The organism is Rhodococcus sp. 2G, from assembly GCF_001886355.1.
Taxonomy (GTDB): domain Bacteria; phylum Actinomycetota; class Actinomycetes; order Mycobacteriales; family Mycobacteriaceae; genus Rhodococcus; species Rhodococcus pyridinivorans.
Genome location: NZ_CP018063.1, coordinates 1,555,830 through 1,576,609 on the forward strand (window position 1 = coordinate 1,555,830; position 20,780 = coordinate 1,576,609).

Annotated in this window: 19 protein-coding genes; 14 read left to right on the plus strand and 5 right to left on the minus strand. The window is 68.8% G+C overall.

Going from position 1 to position 20,780, the window contains the following annotated elements; genetic code table 11:
• Positions 1-72 precede the first annotated feature (72 nt).
• Positions 73-1,188: a lycopene cyclase family protein gene (locus tag BO226_RS07350; RefSeq protein ID WP_071934902.1), complete on the minus strand. Its 1,116-nt coding sequence runs from the start codon at positions 1,186-1,188 to the stop codon at positions 73-75.
• A gap of 166 nt (positions 1,189-1,354) precedes the next feature.
• Between BO226_RS07350 and BO226_RS07355 the strand changes: the two genes are divergently transcribed.
• Positions 1,355-2,986: an ABC-F family ATP-binding cassette domain-containing protein gene (locus tag BO226_RS07355; protein WP_071934903.1), complete on the plus strand. Its 1,632-nt coding sequence runs from the start codon at positions 1,355-1,357 to the stop codon at positions 2,984-2,986.
• A gap of 120 nt (positions 2,987-3,106) precedes the next feature.
• Positions 3,107-3,358 carry a helix-turn-helix domain-containing protein gene (locus BO226_RS27970; RefSeq protein ID WP_026061044.1) on the plus strand — a complete coding sequence of 84 codons (252 nt, stop codon included), beginning with the start codon at positions 3,107-3,109 and terminating at the stop codon, positions 3,356-3,358.
• Positions 3,359-3,375: 17 nt separating this feature from the next.
• On the opposite strand, the gene BO226_RS07365 is transcribed toward BO226_RS27970, so the two are convergent.
• Together BO226_RS07365 and acnA are read right to left on the minus strand one after the other, a co-directional pair.
• Complete coding sequence (locus BO226_RS07365; protein ID WP_016691734.1) at positions 3,376-3,942, minus strand: TetR/AcrR family transcriptional regulator; 567 nt, start codon at positions 3,940-3,942, stop codon at positions 3,376-3,378.
• Between the two features lie 105 nt (positions 3,943-4,047).
• Complete coding sequence (gene acnA, locus BO226_RS07370; RefSeq protein WP_071934904.1) at positions 4,048-6,852, minus strand: aconitate hydratase AcnA; 2,805 nt, start codon at positions 6,850-6,852, stop codon at positions 4,048-4,050.
• Positions 6,853-7,193: 341 nt separating this feature from the next.
• Between acnA and BO226_RS07375 the strand changes: the two genes are divergently transcribed.
• From BO226_RS07375 to BO226_RS07410, 8 genes are all read left to right on the plus strand, one after another.
• Positions 7,194-7,742, plus strand: a complete 549-nt coding sequence (locus BO226_RS07375; protein ID WP_232238070.1) for an Rv1476 family membrane protein — start codon at positions 7,194-7,196, stop codon at positions 7,740-7,742.
• A gap of 366 nt (positions 7,743-8,108) precedes the next feature.
• Positions 8,109-10,100: an NlpC/P60 family protein gene (locus BO226_RS28380; RefSeq protein WP_071934906.1), complete on the plus strand. Its 1,992-nt coding sequence runs from the start codon at positions 8,109-8,111 to the stop codon at positions 10,098-10,100.
• 171 nt (positions 10,101-10,271) lie between these two features.
• The gene (locus tag BO226_RS07385; RefSeq protein ID WP_033096632.1) at positions 10,272-11,552 is read left to right on the plus strand and encodes an AAA family ATPase; all 1,281 of its coding nucleotides are present in this window, start codon (positions 10,272-10,274) and stop codon (positions 11,550-11,552) included.
• Positions 11,549-12,508, plus strand: coding sequence for a DUF58 domain-containing protein (locus BO226_RS07390; protein ID WP_071934907.1), 960 nt, complete (start codon positions 11,549-11,551; stop codon positions 12,506-12,508). The genes BO226_RS07385 and BO226_RS07390 overlap by 4 nt, the downstream gene beginning before the upstream one ends.
• Positions 12,505-13,485 carry a VWA domain-containing protein gene (locus BO226_RS07395; protein ID WP_006551517.1) on the plus strand — a complete coding sequence of 327 codons (981 nt, stop codon included), beginning with the start codon at positions 12,505-12,507 and terminating at the stop codon, positions 13,483-13,485. The genes BO226_RS07390 and BO226_RS07395 overlap by 4 nt, the downstream gene beginning before the upstream one ends.
• Positions 13,486-13,550: 65 nt before the next feature.
• Positions 13,551-14,300, plus strand: coding sequence for a 3-oxoacyl-ACP reductase FabG1 (gene fabG1 / locus BO226_RS07400; protein WP_024100828.1), 750 nt, complete (start codon positions 13,551-13,553; stop codon positions 14,298-14,300).
• A gap of 46 nt (positions 14,301-14,346) precedes the next feature.
• Positions 14,347-15,153 (plus strand): NADH-dependent enoyl-ACP reductase InhA, encoded by an 807-nt coding sequence (gene inhA, locus BO226_RS07405; protein ID WP_006551519.1) that lies wholly within the window; start codon positions 14,347-14,349, stop codon positions 15,151-15,153.
• A 22-nt stretch (positions 15,154-15,175) separates the two neighbouring features.
• Positions 15,176-16,252 (plus strand): ferrochelatase, encoded by a 1,077-nt coding sequence (locus BO226_RS07410; RefSeq protein ID WP_006551520.1) that lies wholly within the window; start codon positions 15,176-15,178, stop codon positions 16,250-16,252.
• Between the two features lie 13 nt (positions 16,253-16,265).
• On the opposite strand, the gene BO226_RS07415 is transcribed toward BO226_RS07410, so the two are convergent.
• On the minus strand, positions 16,266-16,946 hold the full coding sequence (locus BO226_RS07415; RefSeq protein ID WP_024100829.1) for a winged helix-turn-helix transcriptional regulator: 681 nt from the start codon (positions 16,944-16,946) through the stop codon (positions 16,266-16,268).
• 169 nt (positions 16,947-17,115) lie between these two features.
• Between BO226_RS07415 and BO226_RS07420 the strand changes: the two genes are divergently transcribed.
• A complete protein-coding gene (locus BO226_RS07420; RefSeq protein ID WP_024100830.1) occupies positions 17,116-17,946 on the plus strand; it encodes a class I SAM-dependent methyltransferase in 831 nt (276 codons plus the stop codon).
• A gap of 35 nt (positions 17,947-17,981) precedes the next feature.
• Here BO226_RS07420 and BO226_RS07425 read toward each other — a convergent pair whose 3' ends face one another.
• A complete protein-coding gene (locus tag BO226_RS07425) occupies positions 17,982-18,791 on the minus strand; it encodes a hypothetical protein (RefSeq protein ID WP_033096634.1) in 810 nt (269 codons plus the stop codon).
• Between the two features lie 82 nt (positions 18,792-18,873).
• Here BO226_RS07425 and BO226_RS07430 point away from each other — a divergent pair, with 82 nt between their 5' ends.
• From BO226_RS07430 to BO226_RS07440, 3 genes are all read left to right on the plus strand, one after another.
• On the plus strand, positions 18,874-19,707 hold the full coding sequence (locus BO226_RS07430; RefSeq protein WP_006551524.1) for a DUF3097 domain-containing protein: 834 nt from the start codon (positions 18,874-18,876) through the stop codon (positions 19,705-19,707).
• A gap of 23 nt (positions 19,708-19,730) precedes the next feature.
• Positions 19,731-20,114, plus strand: a complete 384-nt coding sequence (locus BO226_RS27985) for a hypothetical protein (RefSeq protein WP_232238072.1) — start codon at positions 19,731-19,733, stop codon at positions 20,112-20,114.
• Between the two features lie 224 nt (positions 20,115-20,338).
• Positions 20,339-20,779: an NfeD family protein gene (locus BO226_RS07440; protein WP_006551526.1), complete on the plus strand. Its 441-nt coding sequence runs from the start codon at positions 20,339-20,341 to the stop codon at positions 20,777-20,779.
• Position 20,780 lies beyond the last annotated feature (1 nt).

Genomic DNA, 20,780 nt, shown 5'->3' on the forward strand with positions numbered 1-20,780 from the left:
GACCACGTTGGAAAGCTGCGAAACTCACCGGGCGGTTCGCCGAGACGTTCGCCACACGCCGCACCCGGCGGATCAGCTGAGTGAACGCAGAATCGTCGTGCGCGCACCCATCGGCAGCACCCGGAACAACCGCCACATCGTGGCCGCCACGCCGGTCGCGTCGTCGCGACCGGACAGGTAGGCGCGTTGCTGCTCGACCGGAAGGGCGAAGAACGCGTCGAAGAACTCGATCGCTCCGCGTGCGTCGAGTCGCAGCAGGACCCGCAGCCCCATCTGCCGCAGCGTCGCTACCGAGCGGGCGCGGACCGACCACAGGACGCGCTGCGGATCGTCGCCGCGGCGCATCGCGTCGACCACCGGATCCGCGGTGGACAGGGCGGTGGCCACCGCGTATCCCGTGGCCGGATGCATCAGACCACCGCGAGCGCCGAAACCGATCACCCCGGGGGCCGTCGGTGCGCCCTCGACGGCGAAGCGCACCCGTTCGACCTGCTCGTCGCCGGTCGTGCGCACGCCTCGCGCTGCGAGGCGGATGTGCAGGCGCCGCTCGAGTTCGCCGAATCCGAGTGCCGGACGGCCGACGAGGCAGGTCTCCTCGAGGATCGTGCGTCCGTCACCGACCGGCACCGCATACAGGAAGGACGGCACGTCGTCGGGGTCCGTGCCGTTGTCGCGGCGCCAGTCCATGAACCAGGCGTCGTGGCCGTCGAGTGCCGGAGCCGCGGTCGCATCGTCGACGATCAGCCCGAACGCCGTCTGCTGGGCGCGTTCCGGTTCGGCGGGAACCCCGCGGGCATCGACGACGTAGCGGGCAGGCATACGGCGGCCGTCCCCGAGGACCACGCCGTCCACATCGACATCGCGTACCCGACCCGTGACCACCGTGACGGCGTCGAGGGCGAGGAAGTCCTGCAGTCCCGCCGTGTCCAGCACCCGATAGGCGCGATCGACGACGTGGGGCCCGGTCGTCCACGCTGCGGGCCTGTCGATGTGCGCTGCCACCACCACGTCGGGCAGCCAGGTGGGTAGTTCGTCGGCCCACGCCGCGTAGGTCGCGGTCCATCGGCGCTGCGGGCGCACATCGACGGCCGTCACCGACAACCCGGCCGCGGCCGCTCGGAACGCCAGCGCACGGCCCGCAGGGCCGAGTCCGGCCACGACGAGGTCGGTGGGGGGAAGGTGGGTCACGGGCGTCAGCCTAGGTCGCGCGAGGGGAGGACCCGGCCGTGCGTGGCGAGGGTAGCGAATCTCACCGTGGGGGAGAGGGGCCGTCACGGTAAAATGAGTGGTTCGTGTGCCCGGCTGTTTGCCACCATGGCACTCATCCATCGTCTTTCGTTCTAGGAGCCCGTGCGTGATCACCGCTACCGACCTCGAAGTCCGCGCCGGCGTGCGGACACTGCTCTCCGCCCCCGGATCGGGGTTGCGGGTGCAGGCCGGGGACCGTATCGGCCTCGTGGGACGCAACGGTGCCGGCAAGACCACGACCCTGCGGATCCTCGCGGGTGAAGGCGAACCCTACGCCGGCTCCGTGATCCGTTCCGGCGACATCGGTTACCTGCCGCAGGATCCCAAGGAGGGCAATCTCGACGTCCTCGCCAAGGACCGGGTGCTCTCGGCGCGAGGTCTCGACGAGATCATGCGCAGCATGGAGAAGCAGCAGGCGCTCATGGCGGAGGCTGTCGACGAGAAGATCCGCGACCGCGCCGTGCGCAAGTACGGTTCGCTCGAAGAGCGTTTCGCGACGCTCGGCGGATACGTCGCCGAATCCGAGGCTGCGAGCATCTGCCACAGCCTCGGCCTGCCCGACCGGGTCCTCGGCCAGCCCTTGCACACGCTGTCGGGTGGTCAGCGCCGCCGTGTCGAACTCGCCCGCATCCTGTTCGCCGCCTCGGACGGCTCCGGCGGGAAGTCCGACACCACGCTGCTGCTCGACGAGCCGACCAACCACCTCGACGCCGACTCGATCACCTGGCTGCGCGGTTTCCTGCAGAACCACGACGGTGGGCTCATCGTCATCAGCCACGACGTCGACCTGCTCGCCGATGTGGTGAACAAGGTGTGGTTCCTCGACGCGGTGCGCGGCGAGGCCGACGTCTACAACATGGGCTGGAAGAAGTACCTCGACGCACGCGCGACCGACGAGGCGCGGCGCCGGCGCGAGCGTGCGAACGCCGAGAAGAAGGCGTCCGCCCTGCAGAAGCAGGCCGCGAAGCTCGGCGCGAAGGCCACGAAGGCCACGGCCGCCCAGAACATGGCCAAGCGTGCCGAGAAGCTGCTCTCCGACCTCGACGACGTGCGCGTCGCCGACAAGGTGGCCAAGATCCGGTTCCCCACGCCGGCCGCCTGCGGAAAAACCCCGCTGATGGCCAAGGAACTGACCAAGGTCTACGGCTCCCTGGAGATCTTCACCGGCGTCGACCTCGCGATCGACCGGGGCAGCCACGTCGTCGTCCTCGGCCTCAACGGTGCCGGCAAGACGACGCTGCTGCGACTGCTCGCCGGTGTGGAGCAGCCGGATCTCGGCGAACTCGTGCCCGGCCACGGTCTGAAGATCGGCTACTTCGCGCAGGAGCACGACACCATCGACGACTCGGCGACGGTGTGGGAGAACATCCGGCACGCCGCTCCGGACGCCGGTGAACAGGACCTGCGCGGACTGCTCGGCGCGTTCATGTTCACCGGTCCGCAGCTCGAGCAGCCGGCCGGAACACTCTCCGGCGGTGAGAAGACACGACTCGCCCTGGCGGGCCTCGTCTCGTCCGCAGCGAACGTGCTGCTCCTCGACGAACCGACCAACAACCTCGATCCCGTCTCGCGCGAGCAGGTGCTCGACGCGCTGCGGAGCTACGAGGGTGCCGTCGTGCTGGTCACCCACGATCCGGGTGCGGCCGAGGCCCTCGACCCGGAACGTGTGATCCTGCTTCCCGACGGGACCGAGGACCACTGGTCGCACGAATACCTCGAGCTCATCCAGCTCGCCTGATCGGGCTCCCGGTCGGATCCGCCCCCTGATCCGCTCCCGCTGGTCCGATCTGCGTCCGCGCAACCTGACAGTCCTCTAGCCTGGGAAAGGGACCTTTGGCGAGGGCGCAGGGAGGATCCGATGGCGCGAAATTCCGGTGGTGGAGAGACGACCTACGCGAAGGGAGCCCGAGTTACAGGGGAATCGCGGGACCGCTTGCAAGAGGATCTGAAGCGCCGCTACGAGGAGGGCGCGAGCATTCGGAGGCTTGCCCAGGAAACCGGTCGATCCTACGGTTTCGTGCACAACGTTCTCGTGGAGTCGCAGGTGCGGCTGAGGGGCCGCGGCGGCCCGAACCGTCGTCGGGCGGCAGCGAGCGACGAGAAGGCGTGAGGAACGGATCCGGCGCGTCAGTCGCGGCGGCGCACGGATTCCTCGACGAGGTCGAGAACCGCGACGAGGTCCTGTTCGGTGTGGCCTGAAGCGAGGCGGGCGACGAGCCCGTCGAGCACGAGGTCGAGATAACCCAGGACGACTTCCGTCGGTACGTCGTCGCGCAGCCGGCCCGCTTCCCGCTGCCGTTCGAGACGTCCGACGGTGGCCTCGGTGAGTTCGGCCGAATGCTGCATCCACGCCTTCGCGAACTCGGGGTCGGTGCGGAGGCGACGCGTGATCTCGAGCCGCGTCCCGAGCCAGTCGAACTGGTCGGGGGAGGACAGCATGTCGCGCATGACCTGCACGAGACCCTCGTTGGCCGCGACGTCGGCCATCCGTCTCGCATCCTCCTGGGCGAGGGCGAGGAACAGTCCGTCCTTGTCCTTGAAATGGTGGAAGATCGCGCCACGGGACAGACCCGTGGCATCTTCGAGCAGTCGCACGGTCGCGCCGTCGTAACCGTATTCGGCGAAGCAGCGACGGGCACCGTCGAGGATCTGCCTGCGCCGCGCGGCGAGATGGTCCTCACTGACCTTGGGCACGCGCCACTTCCTTTCGGCTCGATGGAGACGGCGGGCCCGAGACGAGTCTCGTCCCGGGCCCGCCGCTTCACACGGATGTGACCGATCGGGTCACGAGCACTGCTCTCAGCCGCGGATCATGTTCCGCAGCACGTACTGCAGGATGCCGCCGTTGCGGTAGTAGTCCGCCTCACCGGGGGTGTCGATGCGGACGACAGCGTCGAAGGTGACCTTCTCGCCGTTGTCCTTGGTCGCCGTGACCTTGACGGTCTTCGGCGTGACACCCTCGTTGAGCTTCTCGATGCCCTCGATGTCGAAGACCTCGGTGCCGGTCAGGCCCAGCGACGCGGCCGACTCGCCCGCCGGGAACTGCAGCGGGATGACGCCCATGCCGATGAGGTTCGAGCGGTGGATGCGCTCGAAGGACTCGGTGATGACGGCCTTGACGCCGAGCAGGCGGGTGCCCTTGGCGGCCCAGTCACGCGAGGAGCCGGAACCGTACTCCTTGCCACCGAGGACGACCAGCGGGATGCCGGCCTTCTGGTAGTTCTGCGAGGCGTCGTAGATGAACGCCTGCGGAGCACCGTCCTGGGTGAAGTCGCGGGTGTAACCACCGGAGACCCCGTCGAGCAGCTGGTTCTGCAGACGGATGTTCGCGAAGGTGCCGCGGACCATGACCTCGTGGTTGCCACGACGCGAACCGAGCGAGTTGTAGTCCTTGCGCTCGACACCGTGGGCGTCGAGGTACTGCGCGGCCGGTGTACCCGGCTTGATCGGACCGGCCGGGCTGATGTGGTCGGTGGTGACCGAATCGCCGAGCAGCGCGAGGACGCGAGCGCCCTTGATGTCGCTGACCGCGTCCGGCTCCATCGTCATGCCCTCGAAGTACGGAGCCTTGCGGACGTACGTCGAGTCCTCGTCCCACGCGAAGGTGTCGCCCTCGGGGGTCTCGAGGTTCTGCCAGCGCTCGTCGCCCTTGAAGACGTCGGCGTAGGACTTGCGGAACATGTCCTGGTTGATCGCCGACTTGATGGTGTCGTCGATCTCCTGGGCGGAAGGCCAGATGTCCTTCAGGAAGACGTCGTTGCCGTCCTTGTCCTTGCCCAGCGCGTCGGTCTCGAAGTCGAAGTCCATCGTGCCCGCGAGCGCGTACGCGATGACCAGCGGCGGCGAGGCCAGGTAGTTCATCTTCACGTCGGGGGAGATACGACCCTCGAAGTTGCGGTTGCCGGAGAGCACCGCGGTGACCGAGAGGTCGTTGTCGTTGACGGCCTTCGAGATCTCCTCGGGCAGCGGGCCGGTGTTACCGATGCACGTGGTGCAACCGAAGCCACCGAGGTAGAAGCCGAGCTTCTCGAGGTACGGCCACAGGCCGGCCTTCTCGTAGTAGTCGTCGACGACCTGCGAACCCGGAGCCATGTTGGTCTTGACCCACGGCTTGGTGGACAGGCCCTTCTCGACGGCGTTGCGGGCGAGCAGCGCGGCGCCGAGCATGACCGACGGGTTGGAGGTGTTGGTGCAGGAGGTGATGCCCGCCACCACGACGGCGCCGTGGTCGAGGACGAACTCGCCGCGCTCCTCCGAGACGACCTTGACCGGCTTCGACGGACGTCCGTGGGCGCCGTTGGCGGCCGAGTGGACGTCGACGGCACCGTCGTCCGCGAAGGACAGCACGGCCGGGTCGGACGCCGGGAAGGTCTCCTCGACGGCCTCGTCGAGCTTGGTGTGCTCGGCCGGGAGGTTCTCCTCCACGTAATTGTGGATGTCCTTGCGGAAGGCGACCTTCGACTCGGACAGCAGGATGCGGTCCTGCGGGCGCTTCGGGCCGGCGATCGACGGGACGACCGTCGACAGGTCGAGCTCGAGGTACTCGGAGAACTCGGGCTCGCGGCTCGGGTCGTGCCACAGGCCCTGCTCCTTGGCGTACGCCTCGACGAGAGCGAGCTGCTCGTCGCTGCGGCCGGTCAGGCGCAGGTAGTTGATGGTCTCGCCGTCGATCGGGAAGATCGCTGCGGTCGAACCGAACTCGGGGCTCATGTTGCCGAGGGTCGCGCGGTTGGCGAGGGGGACCTCGGCCACGCCGGCGCCGTAGAACTCGACGAACTTGCCGACGACGCCGTGCTTGCGCAGCATGTCGGTGACGGTGAGCACGACGTCGGTCGCGGTCACGCCGGGCTGGATCTCACCGGTGAGCTTGAAGCCGACCACTCGCGGGATGAGCATGGAGACCGGCTGGCCGAGCATCGCGGCCTCGGCCTCGATACCGCCGACGCCCCAGCCGAGCACGCCGAGGCCGTTGACCATCGTCGTGTGCGAGTCGGTGCCGACGCAGGTGTCGGGGTAGGCCTGCCCGTTGCGGACCATGACGGTCGGGGCGAGGTACTCGATGTTGACCTGGTGGACGATGCCCATGCCCGGGGGGACGACGCGGAAGTCGTCGAAGGCGCCCTGGCCCCAGCGCAGGAACTGGTAGCGCTCGCCGTTGCGCTCGTACTCGAGGTCGACGTTGCGCTCGAGGGCGTCGGCGCGACCGAAGTAGTCGAGGATCACCGAGTGGTCGATGACCATGTCGGCGGGGGAGAGGGGGTTGACCTTGTTCGGGTCGCCGCCCAGGGTGGTCACGGCCTCACGCATGGTGGCGAGGTCGACGACACAGGGGACGCCCGTGAAGTCCTGCATGATCACGCGCGCGGGCGTGAACTGGATCTCGATGCTCGGGTCGGCGGAGGGATCCCAGTTGGCGATGGCCCGGATGTGATCGGCCGTGATGTTGGCACCGTCCTCGGTGCGCAGCAGGTTCTCGGCCAGGACCTTCAAAGAGTAAGGAAGTTTCTCGGTGCCGGGGACGGCCGACAGGCGGAAGATCTCGTAGGAGTTGTCTCCGACCTGCAGCGAACCCTTGGCGCCGAACGAATCACTACTGGTGCTCACGTCAGCTCCACTCGTCGTTTCGGCTGGCCGCCGACGGGGCTGTGTCGACGGCTGAAGCGAGGCACACGACGTCCGCCCGCGGCCCGTGGCCCGGATGCAGTAGTCGTGGCGTCTCGCCCTCGATTCTAACAGTACGCTTGTCCTGTATTGAACCGAAGTCGGGTCCGTCGTGTCGACGAAGCGTCCCGCCGGCATCGGTCCTGCTCGCGACGAGTGCTTCGAGCCGCCGTCGCGCGATCGCGTAATGTTCTCCCTTGCCCACGGGTGTGGCTCTTCGTGTCGTCTCCGCACGGCCGGATCGCCGTATCGCCCGGCTTCTGCCCCAGCACCACCGGAGAGAGATGTCTGCGCCACTGCTTCGTATACCGGGCCCTGCGCTCACGGATCTTCCCGCCGGGGTCTCGGTCGAAAAAGTGCTCGCCGATCTCGCCGACGACCAGGTGGCGGCGCCCTCGCAGTACGTCGACGACCTCGTCGCCGAGGTGCAGCGCGCGCAGGAGAACGGGATCGACCTCAGCGTGGTCGTGCTCGACCGGGACCCGCGTATGGATTCGCAGCTGCGCGACCTCGCGACGGAGGTCGGAGCCGAGGACGGTGGGACGGTGCTGGTTCTCAGCCCCGGATGGGTCGGGACGTTCAGTAAGGACCTCGACAGGGTCACTCTCGAGGCTGCCCAGGACCGCACCTACACCGGTGACCCGGTGGTCTCCACACGCAACTTCGTGGATTCGGTGCTCGAGCCGTCGCCGCCCTGGACGCTGATGACGTTGCTGATCGTCGCTGTGGTCGCCCTCGCGGCGGGCGCGACCTATCTCGCCAAACGTCGCCGTGCGGACGGTGAGCCGACCGTTGCCGGAGGTAACGGATCGTCATCGTCCAAGGACCTCTGAGGTCTCTTTCCCGTCACCCCCGGAGAGGGATTCCGGGCCTTCGGCGCCTCGATCGTGACGGAATCCGGCAGGAAAGATCGTTCGGCATCCTCACGGTCTTTCTCGGTGTCCTCACCGTGCTCTTTCGGCGTTCTTTCCGCCGATCTTCGTGACTGTCATGCGACATACCCCTGTGGTGTCGTACGGTTCTCATGACGCTCTTGGGGAAGGTGTGTCACAACCCGGCTCGTGGGGACGCTGTCCACAGCCGGTGTACGACTGAAGCGCGTGAGCCGTGGGGCACCCACGGCGAGCGGATGCTGCCTGCCTTCCTCGGGTCGTCCGGCCGGATGTCTCGGCCACCACGTGCGACCGAGGGAGACGCAAGTGAGACGGTTCGGTATCCACGGAGGGATTCCGCGACGGTCGGGGCCGGACGGCACCGCCACGACGCTCACTGCAGGCCGTCGACCCGACGGTCCGACGCCCGGTCGCGCCCCGCGGACGCGCACCGGCACGCTCCTCGCCGGTTTGGGGTTGGTCACAGCCGTGCTCCTCACCGTGACCACGACGGCGTCCGCCGCACCGCCCCCGCCGCCGAACCCCTCGGACGCCGAGATCGACCGCGCAGGTGCGGCCGTCGCGGCCAACATCGACCGGGTCGGGCAGCTGATCGTCCGGGTCGCCGACGCGGATCAGCAGCTCTCCGAGCTCGACGCGCAGGTCGCCATCCGCCGCGAGGACGTCAACCGCGCCCTCGTCGACCTTCAGAGCGCGCGCGACGCGGCGGATCTCGCCGAGCGGGTGGTCGTGGATTCCCGCCGCGCGCTCGACGACGCCGCCGACCGGATCGCCGCCGCTCAGAAGAACTTCGACGCGTTCGTCCGCGACAGCTACACCCGCGGCGCCAACTCGGTCTCCCTCGCGGCCTTCCTCGACGTCGACGGACCCGACGATCTGCTCGACCGCGCCCAGGTCATGCGGTTGCTTTCGGCCGGGCGCACCGCGGTGCTCGATGCGCTCCAGCGCGCCCGGGCACAGGAGGCCAACTCCCATTCGCGGGCACGCGCAGCCAAGCTCGAGGCCGATGCGGCAGCGGAAGCCGCCGAGCAGCGCAGGGCTGAGGCCGAGGCCGCGATCGCCGTCGCGCGAGCAGAACTCGGTCGGCAGGCCGCCGAGAAGTCGCGTATCGAGCAGGAACGCGCGAACGCGCAGAACGAACTCGATCGTGCTCGCGTGAACGTTGCGGGGTTGGAGGGGCAACGCGCGCAGTACCAGGACTGGGAGCGCCGCCGTGCAGCCGAGGAAGCAGCTGCCGCGGCGGCCGCCGAGGCGGCACGGGTCGCGGCAGCGGAGGCGGCCGAGCGTGTCGCCGCCGATGCCGCCGCCAGGGAACGCGCGGCGGAACTCGCCAACGGCCGTCGCCCCCACACCCTGATCGAGGAGTCTCCGTCGGCGGGCGACAGCGATGTCGCCTCACCGAGTGAGGTCACCACCGAATCCGGAGCGCCGGAGAGCAGTGACACCGCTCCGAGTGGCACCGAAACGAGTGGCACCGACACGGCTGCACCGGACTACACCGACGACGCCACGGTCCCGGACTACGGCGACCGTGGAAGCGTCCTGGACGACGTTCTCGAGGACACGGACAGCGGAACGGTCCCGGACTACACCGACGACGACACCGACAGCGGAACCGTCCCGGACGATGCCGACGGTGGAACCGTCCCCGATGACACCGACGGTGGAACCGTCCCCGATGACACCGACAGCGGCACGATCCCCGACGAGGACGAAGACGAGGACAGCGGCAGCGACGGTGGCATCGACTGGGACAACCCGGATCCGGGCGACCCCGTCGTGGAGACTCCCGGATCGGGTACCGGGGGATCGGGTTCCCGCCCCTCGACACCGAATTCGACGCCGAGCACCCCGTCGCGTCCGTCCGTCACCGGTCCCGCTGCGGTGGAGATCGTCATCGACCGCGCGATGTCCCAGATCGGCGTCCCGTACGCCTGGGGTGGTGGCAACGAGAACGGCCCGACCCGCGGTATCCGCGACGGCGGCGTCGCCGACGTCCACGGCGACTACGCCAAGGTCGGCTTCGACTGTTCGGGACTGATGATCTACGCGTTCGCGGGTATCGGCATCTCGCTGCCGCACTACACCGGCTACCAGTACACGGCCGGCACGCAGGTCCCGTCGTCGCAGATGAGACGGGGCGACATGATCTTCTACGGGCCCAACGCCAGCCAGCACGTCGCGCTGTATCTCGGCGACGGGCAGATGCTCGAGGCGCCGCAGTCGGGATCGTTCGTGAAGATCTCGCCGGTACGCTGGGGCGGCATGACACCGTACGTGGTGCGCATGGTGTCGTGAGGGCGAGGTTTGCCGCGGCCCTCGTACCACCGAGGACGGGTGCCATCCGGTCGTTTCCGGGTGCCGTCTCCCGGTCGGTGCAGGGGCGACGACACACCGAGCCGGCACCTGCAATAGTGGTGCAGCAGGTGTTTCCAGCGGAGCGACGTAGGCGAAAGCGGTGGATTGTTGGTGACCTCACGCGAGGGTGGGACGTCCGGTTCGGCGACGCCGGGCGACCAGGGCGGTAACGACGGACGCAAGAACAACCAGGCTGCGGCGGGTGCCGCGCCGGCGCCGAAGGCGGCCGGTGCGAACGGTCCGGCTCCGCAGGTGTCCGGCGCGAACATGCGGAAACCCGGCGACGCTCCTGCGAAGGCGTACGACCCCGCCGACGACGTCCGTCTCCTCGAACGGGCCATCTACGAGGTCAAGCGCGTGATCGTCGGCCAGGACCTGCTGGTCGAGCGGATGCTGGTCGGTGTGCTCGCGCGCGGACACGTGCTGCTCGAAGGCGTTCCCGGTGTCGCGAAGACGCTGGCCGTCGAGACCTTCGCGAAGGTCGTCGGTGGGTCGTTCTCCCGCGTGCAGTTCACTCCCGACCTCGTGCCGACGGACCTCGTCGGTACCCGCATCTACCGGCAGGGACGCGAGGAGTTCGACACAGAACTCGGACCGGTCGTTGCGAACTTCGTGCTCGCCGACGAGATCAACCGCGCCCCGGCGAAGGTGCAGTCGGCGCTGCTCGAGGTGATGGCCGAACGCCACGTCACGATCGGTGGCAAGACCTTCCCGATGCCCGAGCCGTTCCTCGTGATGGCGACGCAGAACCCCATCGAGAACGAGGGCGTTTATCCGCTGCCGGAAGCGCAGCGCGACCGTTTCCTGTTCAAGGTCCTCGTCGACTATCCGTCGGTGGAGGAGGAACGCGAGATCGTCTACCGGATGGGTGTCGCCGCTCCCGAGCCGAAGCAGGTGCTCGACAACGAGCAGCTCCTGCGCCTGCAGAAGATCGCCGGCCGTGTGTTCGTGCACCACGCGCTCGTCGACTACGTGGTGAGGGTCATCTTCGCGACGCGTCGGCCCGCCGAGCTCGGCCTGCACGACGTGCAGGGCTGGATCGCCTACGGCGCCTCGCCCCGCGCGACGCTCGGCATCATCTCCTCGGCGCGTGCCCTGGCGCTCGTGCGCGGTCGCGACTACGTGGTGCCGCAGGACATCGTCGACGTCATCCCCGATGTGCTCCGCCACCGCCTGGTGCTGTCCTACGACGCGCTCGCGGACGACGTCTCCCCGGACCAGATCATCACCCGAATCCTGCAGACCGTGGGTCTTCCGCAGGTCGCGCCCCAGGCGAACGCACCCGTGCCGACCGCGACCCCCGGCCCGGCGCCTGCCGATCCGCGGGCCGCTGCCGGTCAGCAGGCGCCCATCGGTGCACCTGATCCGCAGGGAGGTGCGGGCGCGCGGTGAGCACACGTCCTCACGACGGGTCGCCACCGCGGTTCCGGACCGGTGAATTGCGCGATCCCGCGCTCACCGCCGCGCTCCGCACCCTCGAGCTCACCGTGCGGCGCCGTCTCGACGGCGTCCTGCACGGCGACCATCTCGGTCTGATCCCGGGCCCCGGTTCCGAGCCGGGGGACGCCCGCGAGTACCAGCCGGGTGACGACGTGCGGCAGATGGACTGGTCGGTCACCGCGCGCACGACGCACCCGCACGTGCGGCAGACCGTCGCCGACCGGGAACTCGAGACGTGGCTCGCGGTCGACCTCTCGGCCAGCCTGGACTTCGGTACCGGCATGTGTGAGAAGCGCGACCTGGCGATCGCAGCGGTGGCCGCGCTCGCGCATCTGACCACCGGCAGCGGGAATCGGATCGGCGCGGTGATCTCCACCGGCAACGAGACGGCCCGCGTCCCCGCGCGTGGTGGGCGGCTGCACGCCCAATCGTTGTTGCGTACCGTCGCGACAACCCCGCACGCACCCGACGGGACCCGCGGTGATCTCCAGGGGCTCGTCGAGTCGCTGCGACGTCCCCAGCGCCGCCGCGGTCTGGCGGTCGTGGTGAGCGATTTCCTCGGCCCTCTCGACTGGGAGCGCTCCCTGCGGGCACTGTCCGGCCGGCACGAACTGCTCGCTGTCGAGATCGTCGATCGCCGCGACCTCGAACTGCCCGATCTGGGCGACGTGGTGCTGCACGACCCGGAAACGGGCCGCACCCGTGAATTCACGACTACTCCCGAACTGCGGGCCGACTATGCGCAGGCCGCCGTCGAGCATCGCGCGGCCGTGCACCAGGCGCTGCGCAGTTCAGGTGCACCGGTGCTGACGTTGCGCACCGACCGCGACTGGATCGGCGATGTCGTCCGATTCGTCGCGGCCCGGCGGCACAGCTTCGGCGCACCCGCACGGCAGGGGGGACGATGAGCCTGTCCGGTTTCACTTCACCGTGGTGGCTGCTGCTGTTGTTCGTCGTCGCCGCCCTCGGCGGCGCATACGTGCTGGTCCAGCGCCGGCGCCAGACGAACACGCTGCGCTTCACCAATCTCGAGCTGCTCGAGAAGGTCGCGCCCGCCCGCCCAGGACGCGCTCGGCACATTCCCGTCGCACTGTTGCTCGTCGGGCTCGTCTTCCTCACCGTGGCGCTCGCCGGCCCGACCGCCGAACAGCGGGTGCCGCGCAACCGGGCCACGGTCGTGCTTGTCATCGACGTGTCGTTGTCGATGGAGGCCACGGACGTCGCGCCCACACGACTCGCCGCCGCACAGGAGGCGGCCAAGCAGTTCGCCGACGACCTGACGCCCGGCATCAACCTCGGTCTCGTCGCGTTCTCGGGTACCGCCTCGGTCCTGGTCTCGCCGACCACCAACCGGGAGGCGAGCAAGTCCGCGATCGACAACCTGCAGCTCAGCGAGCGCACTGCGACCGGCGAGGCGATCTTCACGGCGATGCAGTCGATCGACACGCTCGCCGCCGTGCTCGGCGGTAGCGACCAGGCGCCGCCCGCGCGGATCGTGCTGCTGTCCGACGGCAAACAGACCGTCCCCGAGAGTCCCGACGATCCCCGCGGGGGCTTCACCGCGGCGCGGCAGGCGGCGGAGAAGGGAATCCCGGTCTCGACCATCTCGTTCGGCACCCAGACGGGCACCGTCACCATCGAGGATGATCGGATCCCCGTGCCCGTCGACGATCCGTCGCTCAAGGAGATCGCGAATCTCTCGGGCGGGAGCTTCTTCACGGCGGCAAGCCTCGAAGAACTCGAGGACGCCTACAACACGCTCGAGGAGCAGATCGGCTTCGAGACGACCCGCGGCGACGCCAGCCGTCCGTGGCTCATGCTCGGAGCGCTCTCGGTGATCGCGGGGCTCGGCGCGGCGATGGTGTTGCGCCAGCGGCTGCCCTGATCCACCTTGTGCACGCTCACGGAGCGTTTTCCGTCCCGGCCAGGCAACCAGATAGGTTGGAATGCATGACTGACGCAGATAGTGCCGCAGCGTCCACGCGCGCGGGTGCCACCCCCCGATCCGTCCTCGTCACCGGTGGAAACCGCGGGATCGGCCTCGCCGTCGCCCGTCGCCTGCAGGCGGACGGCCACAGGGTCGCCGTGACCCACCGCGGTTCGGGCGCGCCCGACGACCTGTTCGGTGTGCGGTGCGACGTCACCGACGCCGACTCGGTCGACGCCGCGTTCAAGGAGGTCGAGGAGCATCAGGGTCCCGTCGAGGTGCTCGTCGCGAATGCGGGCATCACCGACGACACCCTGCTGATGCGCATGACCGAGGACCAGTTCAGCTCGGTGATCGACGCGAACCTCACCGGCGCCTTCCGGTGCGCCAAGCGCGCCAACCGTGCGATGCTCCGTGCCCGTTGGGGCCGCATGATCTTCCTCGGCTCCGTGGTCGGCCTCGCCGGTCAGGCCGGTCAGATCAACTACGCGTCCTCGAAGGCCGGTGTCATCGGGCTCGCCCGTTCGGTCACCCGCGAACTCGGTTCGCGATCGATCACGGCCAACGTCGTCGCTCCCGGTTTCATCGAGACCGACATGACTGCGGATCTGTCAGACGACCTGCGCGACACGGCGAAGAAGTTCATCCCGCTGCAGCGACTCGGCAAGCCCGAGGACGTCGCAGCCGTCGTCAGCTTCCTGGCCTCCGACGACTCCGCCTACGTCTCCGGCGCCGTGATCCCGGTCGACGGCGGCATGGGCATGGGCCACTGACGGTCTCGCGACCACATCCGAATCTCACTGGAGGACCGACACACTCATGGGCGGACTGCTCGAGGGCAAGACCATTCTCGTCACCGGCATCATCACCGATGCCTCGATCGCCTTTCACACCGCGAAGGCCGCGCAGGAACAGGGCGCGAAGGTGATCATCACCGGCTTCGAGCGACTCCGGTTGATCGACCGGATCGCGCAGCGTCTCCCGCAGCCGGTGCCGCCGGCGATCTGCCTCGACGTGCAGAACCAGGAGGATCTCGACGGTCTCGCCGACAAGATCCGCGAACTCGCACCGGAGGGGATCGACGGTGTCGTCCACTCCATCGGTTTCGCACCCCGGTCCTGCCTGGGCAGCCCGTTCCTCGACGCGCCCTGGACGGACGTCGCGGTGGCGCTCGAGGTGTCGGCCTACTCCTACGGCGCGCTCGCCAAGGCCGTCCTACCCGTCATGAACGAGGGCGGTTCGATCGTCGGAATGGACTTCGACCCGTCCCGGGCCGTGCCGTTCTACAACTGGATGGGTGTCTCCAAGGCGACGCTCGAGTCGGTGAACCGCTACGTGGCCAAGGAAGTCGGCCCGCGCGGTATCCGTTCGAACCTCGTCGCCGCCGGCCCGATCAAGACGCTCGCGGCCAAGGCCATCGCGGGCGACGCGACCGGCCCGGGCGCGGAGATGAACCGTCTGAACGAGGGTTGGTCGGCGGCGTCCCCGATCGGCTGGGACGTCGACGATCCGACGCCCGTGGCGAAGACCGTGTGTGCGGTGCTGTCCGACTGGCTACCCGGGACAACGGGATCCATCGTCTACGTCGACGGTGGTTTCCACTCCCAGGTCGGCTTCGGCAGCTGACCGTACGACGGAAGGCACTCCCATGACGAACACCCCCGGGGCGTACGACGCGCTGATGCTGCTGTCGTTCGGCGGACCGGAAGGACCCGACGACGTGCGGCCGTTCCTCGAGAACGTCACCCGCGGACGAGGGATCCCGCCGGAACGACTCGACGAGGTCGCGCAGCACTATCTGCACTTCGGGGGTGTCTCGCCGATCAACGCCTTGAACCGGGCGATCATCGATGCCGTCCGCGCGGAGTTCGACGTGCACGGTATCGATCTGCCGATCTATTTCGGCAACCGCAACTGGCATCCCATGGTCGAGGACACCGTCGCGCGGATGCGCGACGAAGGGATCCGTAACGCCCTGGTGTTCGCGACCTCCGCCTGGGGCGGCTACTCGGGTTGCCGGCAGTACCACGAGGACATCGCGCGGGCGCGGGACGCCGTCGAGGACGCCCCGCAGCTGACGAAGCTGCGGCACTTCTACGACCACCCGCTGTTCCTCGATGCCGTCACCGACGCCGTGCGCGCGGCCCGCGTCGAACTCGCCGACGACGTGCGCGATTCCGCGCGCGTGGTGTTCACCGCGCACTCCGTTCCGACCTCCTTCGACGCGACCGGTGGTCCGCCGGAGGAGGGCGGCCGTCTCTACAGCCGGCAGGTCGCCGAAGCGGCGCGGTTGGTGGCCGAGGCGCTCGGCGAGGGCGACTACGACCTGGTGTGGCAGTCGCGGTCCGGTCCGCCGCAGGTGCCGTGGCTCGAACCCGACATCGTCGACCACATCGATGCGCTGCACGAACGGGGAGTCCGAGCCGTCGTGGTCGTGCCGGTCGGGTTCGTCTCCGATCATCTCGAGGTCGTGTGGGATCTCGATACCGAGGCTCGCGATCGGGCCGCTGAGCTGGGCATGGGCTTCTCTCGTGCGGCGACGGCCGGAACCGACCCGCGCTTCGCGCAACTCGTCCGCGAGCTCGTCGAGGAACAGCGGGAGGGGGTCACCGCCCGTCGCTGCGGCACCGAACCGCTGCTCGGGTCCGCGTGCAACGGGAGCCTGTGCGCCGTCGGGTGCTGTGAGCCGCCGAAACGCCCGTCCCGGCCCGCCGCGAACGGATAGATGCCTCCGAGCCTCACCGGGCGGAGTGCCCGGCCGGTGAGGCCAGAGGGGAGTCGAACCAGCGGGGCAGCGATCGGCGCAGGGCGCTCGGACCGTCGACGACTACGGCGCCCGAGCGCAACGCGTCCGGCCAGGTCGCTTCGCCACGCCAGATCTCGGTCAGCTCCCGCAGTCCCGTCGTCACCCGGATCGAGACCTCGAATCCCGGGTCCTCGTCGCACACGTCGACGTCGTGCGGCGTGATGACCATCCACCACCGGCGCGACGCGTGAGTGACCGTCGGGAAGACGAACTCCACGACCACCCGGGATTCCGGCAGGGCCGCATGGTCGACGTGCCGGTGCATGTCCCACATCAGCAGTCGCGGATCGAGGTCGACCTCGCCGAGTTTCCCGGTCCACCGCGTGCCCCACGCACCGAGTGCGTCGACGACGGTCTCGAGATCGCGTCCCGCCGGGGTGAGCACGTATCGGACGTCGTTTCCGTCCTCGAGGCGCTGCACGATGCCCGCCGCTGTGAGCTGATGCATCCGCTTCGACAACAGCGTCGGCGACATGCGGGGCAGGCCGCGTCGGAGGTCGTTGAACCGTTCGCTGCCGAGCACGAGTTCGCGCACCACGAGCAGCGTCCACCTCTCGTCGAACAACTCCATCGCCTTGGCGACGGGACAGAACTGGTGGTAGGGCGGGCCCATGATCGGATCGTAGGCCGGTCGGACCGCCGCGACCAGCACGGATGAGCGGCGGTGCAGTACAGATTGTGTACTGGAGGACACCGCGTCCGCGTTCCTACAGTCGATTTGTGACCCGGGCCGCTTCCGAGACGGTGCCGAAGCCGGGTCCCTCGACAGGAGGAATCCTCTGATGACCGACATCTCCACGACACACGACGCCGATCTCGCCCTGAAGGCCAAGCACCGGGCGATGTGGGCACTCGGCAACTATCCAGCGGTGGCGACCGAGGTCATCGCCGAACTCGGCCCCGCTCTCGTGGCCGCGACCGGAATCGGTCCGGGCGACCGTGTCCTGGACATCGCCGCCGGATCGGGCAATGCGTCGATCCCCGCCGCGCTCACCGGTGCGACGGTGCTCGCGACCGACCTGACCCCGGAACTGTTCGAGGTCGGCCGCCGTGACGCCGAAGCGGCAGGTGCGACGCTCGACTGGCAGGAAGCCGATGCCGAAGCGCTCCCGTTCGACGATGCGAGCTTCGATGCCGTGATCTCTTGCGTGGGTGTGATGTTCGCGCCCCACCACCGGGCCGCGGCCGACGAACTGCTCCGGGTGACCCGCCCGGGCGGACGTATCGGGCTACTGGGCTGGACCCCCACCGGCTTCATCGGGCAGATGTTCGCGACGATGAAACCGTATGCGCCACCGCCCCCGCCGGGTGCACAGCCGCCGCCGCTGTGGGGCGACGAGGTGCACGTGCGCGAGCTGATCGGCGACCGTGTCACCGACCTGCAGGCACGCACCGAGAACCTGCGCGTCGAACGCTTCGCGACCGGGGAGGACTTCCGCGAGTTCTTCAAGTCCGCCTACGGCCCCACCATCGCGGTGTACCGCAACATCGCGGACGACCACGATCGGGTCGCGGCTCTCGATCTCGACCTGCTCGAACTCGCCCAACGTCACGATCTCGGTGGGGGAGCGATGAATTGGGAGTACCTGTTGGTCACCGCGCAACGGAGTTGACGCGCACTGGAGTCGACGCGCACTGTCGGCCGCGGTCAGTGATGGTGCTCGGCCCGCAGAGCCGCCGCGACCGCACCGGTGCGGGCCTCGCGGACCGCGGCCCACAGCGGCTGCAGCGCGCCCTCGCGGCCGGTGGCGGCGGACACCGAACCGGCCCGCAGACCCCCTCCGCGACCGGCCACGGTGAGGATCGCCGCGACCTGGTCTGCGGTGTCGAGGACGCGCACGGCACGTGCGGGCAGTGACGGGGGATAGCGGTGCCGCGCGAGTTCGGCGACCTTCTCGGCGATCTCCGTCCGCGGATCGGTGCGGCGCCCGTCGGTGCCCACCGTCGGGATTCCGCTCAACGCGGAGGCGGCATCACGAACGGCCTCGCGGATCGCGAACTCGGCCGCACCGAGACCACCGTCGACCGCGATCTCGGGTACCGCCGGCAGCGTGAAGACGTTCCACCGTAGGACGTCCGGACCCTCGATCACGGGTACCAGACCCAGCCCCGGGGTTCCGGGCGCTCCCACGACGACGCCTTCACCGGCAGCCAGCGCCGCGGAGGCGAACGCCGTACCGGCAGGCAACGCGCGGACGTCGCCCGGGGCGGGAAGGACGAGATGCAGACCGGCGCCGGCGGCGGAATCGACGCGGCGGATCAGGGTGAGCAGCAGGGCGGCACCGTCGGCGACACCCTTGTCGGGCAGATCCGCCGCGGAGGCCGTCGCCGCATCGTGGGCACCCACGAGATGCATCGGCGCCCACTCGTGCAGCGCATCGATCACATCGTCGGGGGAGGCGTGACCGGACAGCCACGACCCCGCCCACACGGTCAGCGTCAGGCTCGGAGAACTCACCCCGAAAGCATACGGCGACCGCGCACGGCGGTCCGGCGTGGCAGCGCGAGCGGTCCCGCGCAATGTCCTAGGGTGGACTGGCGTGAGCCCACGCGATATCTACGGCGGCGACATCTACGCCGGTCACGCCCGCACCAAGAAGAAGGCCGTTCCCGAACTCGCAGCGGAGCGCGGCGTCGTCGTCGAGGACGCCGCATCCGGCTGGTGCGGCGCGATCGTGGGAATCGAGAAGACCCACGACGGCGACTTCGTGCGGCTCGAGGACGCGCAGGGACGCACCCGTCTGTTCGCGATGCGCCCCGCGGCCTTCCTGGTCGACGGAGCACCCGTCACCCTCGTCAAACCGAAGATCCGTCCCGCCTCCGCACCGACGAGATCCGCCTCGGGATCCACCCGGGTGGAGGGTTTGCGCGCACGCGTGGCGCGGGGAAGCCGGATCTGGGTGGAGGGCGTGCACGACGCCGCCCTCGTCGAACGGGTGTGGGGGCACGACCTGCGGGTCGAAGGCGTGGTCGTCGAACAACTCGAGGGCCTCGACAATCTCGGCGCCAGGCTGGCCGAGTTCGAACCCGGCTCGGGCCGACGCGTCGGTGTGCTCGCCGACCACCTCGTCACCGGGTCCAAGGAGGAGCATCTCACCGCGAATCTAGGTCCGCACGTGATGGTCACCGGCCATCCCTACATCGACGTGTGGCAGGCCGTGAAACCGAAGGCCGTGGGCATCGACGCCTGGCCCTCCATTCCGCGCGGACAGGACTGGAAGACCGGCGTCTGCCGTGAACTCGGCTGGGGCACGCCGCAGGACGGCTGGCGGCGCGTCTACAACGCCGTGAACTCCTTCCGCGATCTCGAATCGCACCTCATCGGCGCCGTGGAGCGCCTCGTCGACTTCGTCACCGAACCCGACGAGGGCTGACCGAGCGCAACCATGACGGTGGGGTGGGTGCCATGGAGCGACAGCGCCCGGAACAGGAACATCGGCCGGATGCGGCGGTCTGCCGGCGACCGGACGAAGGTGCGGTCGGCGACGGGTACATCGTCCTCGATGTTTGCGCGAACGCGCTGTGCGGGAGTGACTTCCATTGCCGGACTCCTCGGGTGCGAAGCCTGGGGAACGGATGCGGACATCAGCTGTCGGTGGAGGGGGAGGGCGGCTTCGTTGTCGACGAATCGTCGTGCGACCGGGTGGTAGCGAACGGTGCGGACCGCTTCGACGATCCATTCGACGGCGCGCTCGTACGGGTCCTCGATGTCGTCGATGGCCGCGTGGAACCGCGTGACGAGCTGATCGAGCTCCCAAGAGGAGCGAACGCGCGGGGGTGATGCCGGTAGTTCGGGGACGGTATCACCGATTTCACAACGGCAAGAGGATGCGTTTCGGTTGCCTCCACTTATGAAGCCGGGGTGACATTCCGGTCGGGACGGAAAGCCGAAGAATATAGAATTACCGACCTGAGATCTTCCCTGCGGAAAGCAGCCTCGAGGACGAGGGACCAAGACCGCTTCCTCCACCAGGGCATCTGCCAGGATGTCCGATTTGTGGTTCGATGGTGATCGTGGCCGCATTGATTTGGTTGATCGCCGGAGTGGCGTTGGCGGCCGGCGAAGCGCTCACGGGCGATTTCGCGCTGCTGATGCTCGGCGGTGCAGCGCTCGTCACCGGCGGTGTCTCCGCGGTGACCGATCTGCCCGTCTGGATCGACGCGGTGATTTTCGCCGTGGCCTCGCTGGTTCTGCTGCTCGGTGTCCGGCCGATGCTGAGGCGCCGGTACTCCCAGCCGCCCGCTCTGCCCACCGGGATCGACGCTCTCCCGGGCAAGCACGCGTTGGTCCTCGAGCAGGTGGGGGAGCATTCCGGGCGCGTGAAGATCGACGGTGAGGTGTGGACCGCCAGGCCGCTGGACGCCACCGAGGTGTACGGGCCGGGAACGACAGTGACAGTGATGCAGATAGACGGCGCGACTGCCGTCGTGTGGAGGGGTGTCTGAG

What these genes read in the sequence shown, in the direction of transcription:
- BO226_RS27970 (WP_026061044.1), top strand. Translation starts at nt 3,107, where the DNA reads ATGGCGCGAAATTCCGGTGGTGGAGAGACGACCTACGCGAAGGGAGCC.
- BO226_RS07375 (WP_232238070.1), top strand. Translation starts at nt 7,194, where the DNA reads ATGTCTGCGCCACTGCTTCGTATACCGGGCCCTGCGCTCACGGATCTT.
- BO226_RS07395 (WP_006551517.1), top strand. Translation starts at nt 12,505, where the DNA reads ATGAGCCTGTCCGGTTTCACTTCACCGTGGTGGCTGCTGCTGTTGTTC.
- fabG1 (WP_024100828.1), top strand. Translation starts at nt 13,551, where the DNA reads ATGACTGACGCAGATAGTGCCGCAGCGTCCACGCGCGCGGGTGCCACC.
- inhA (WP_006551519.1), top strand. Translation starts at nt 14,347, where the DNA reads ATGGGCGGACTGCTCGAGGGCAAGACCATTCTCGTCACCGGCATCATC.
- BO226_RS07410 (WP_006551520.1), top strand. Translation starts at nt 15,176, where the DNA reads ATGACGAACACCCCCGGGGCGTACGACGCGCTGATGCTGCTGTCGTTC.
- BO226_RS07415 (WP_024100829.1), bottom strand. Translation starts at nt 16,946, where the DNA reads ATGGGCCCGCCCTACCACCAGTTCTGTCCCGTCGCCAAGGCGATGGAG.
- BO226_RS07420 (WP_024100830.1), top strand. Translation starts at nt 17,116, where the DNA reads ATGACCGACATCTCCACGACACACGACGCCGATCTCGCCCTGAAGGCC.
- BO226_RS07440 (WP_006551526.1), top strand. Translation starts at nt 20,339, where the DNA reads ATGGTGATCGTGGCCGCATTGATTTGGTTGATCGCCGGAGTGGCGTTG.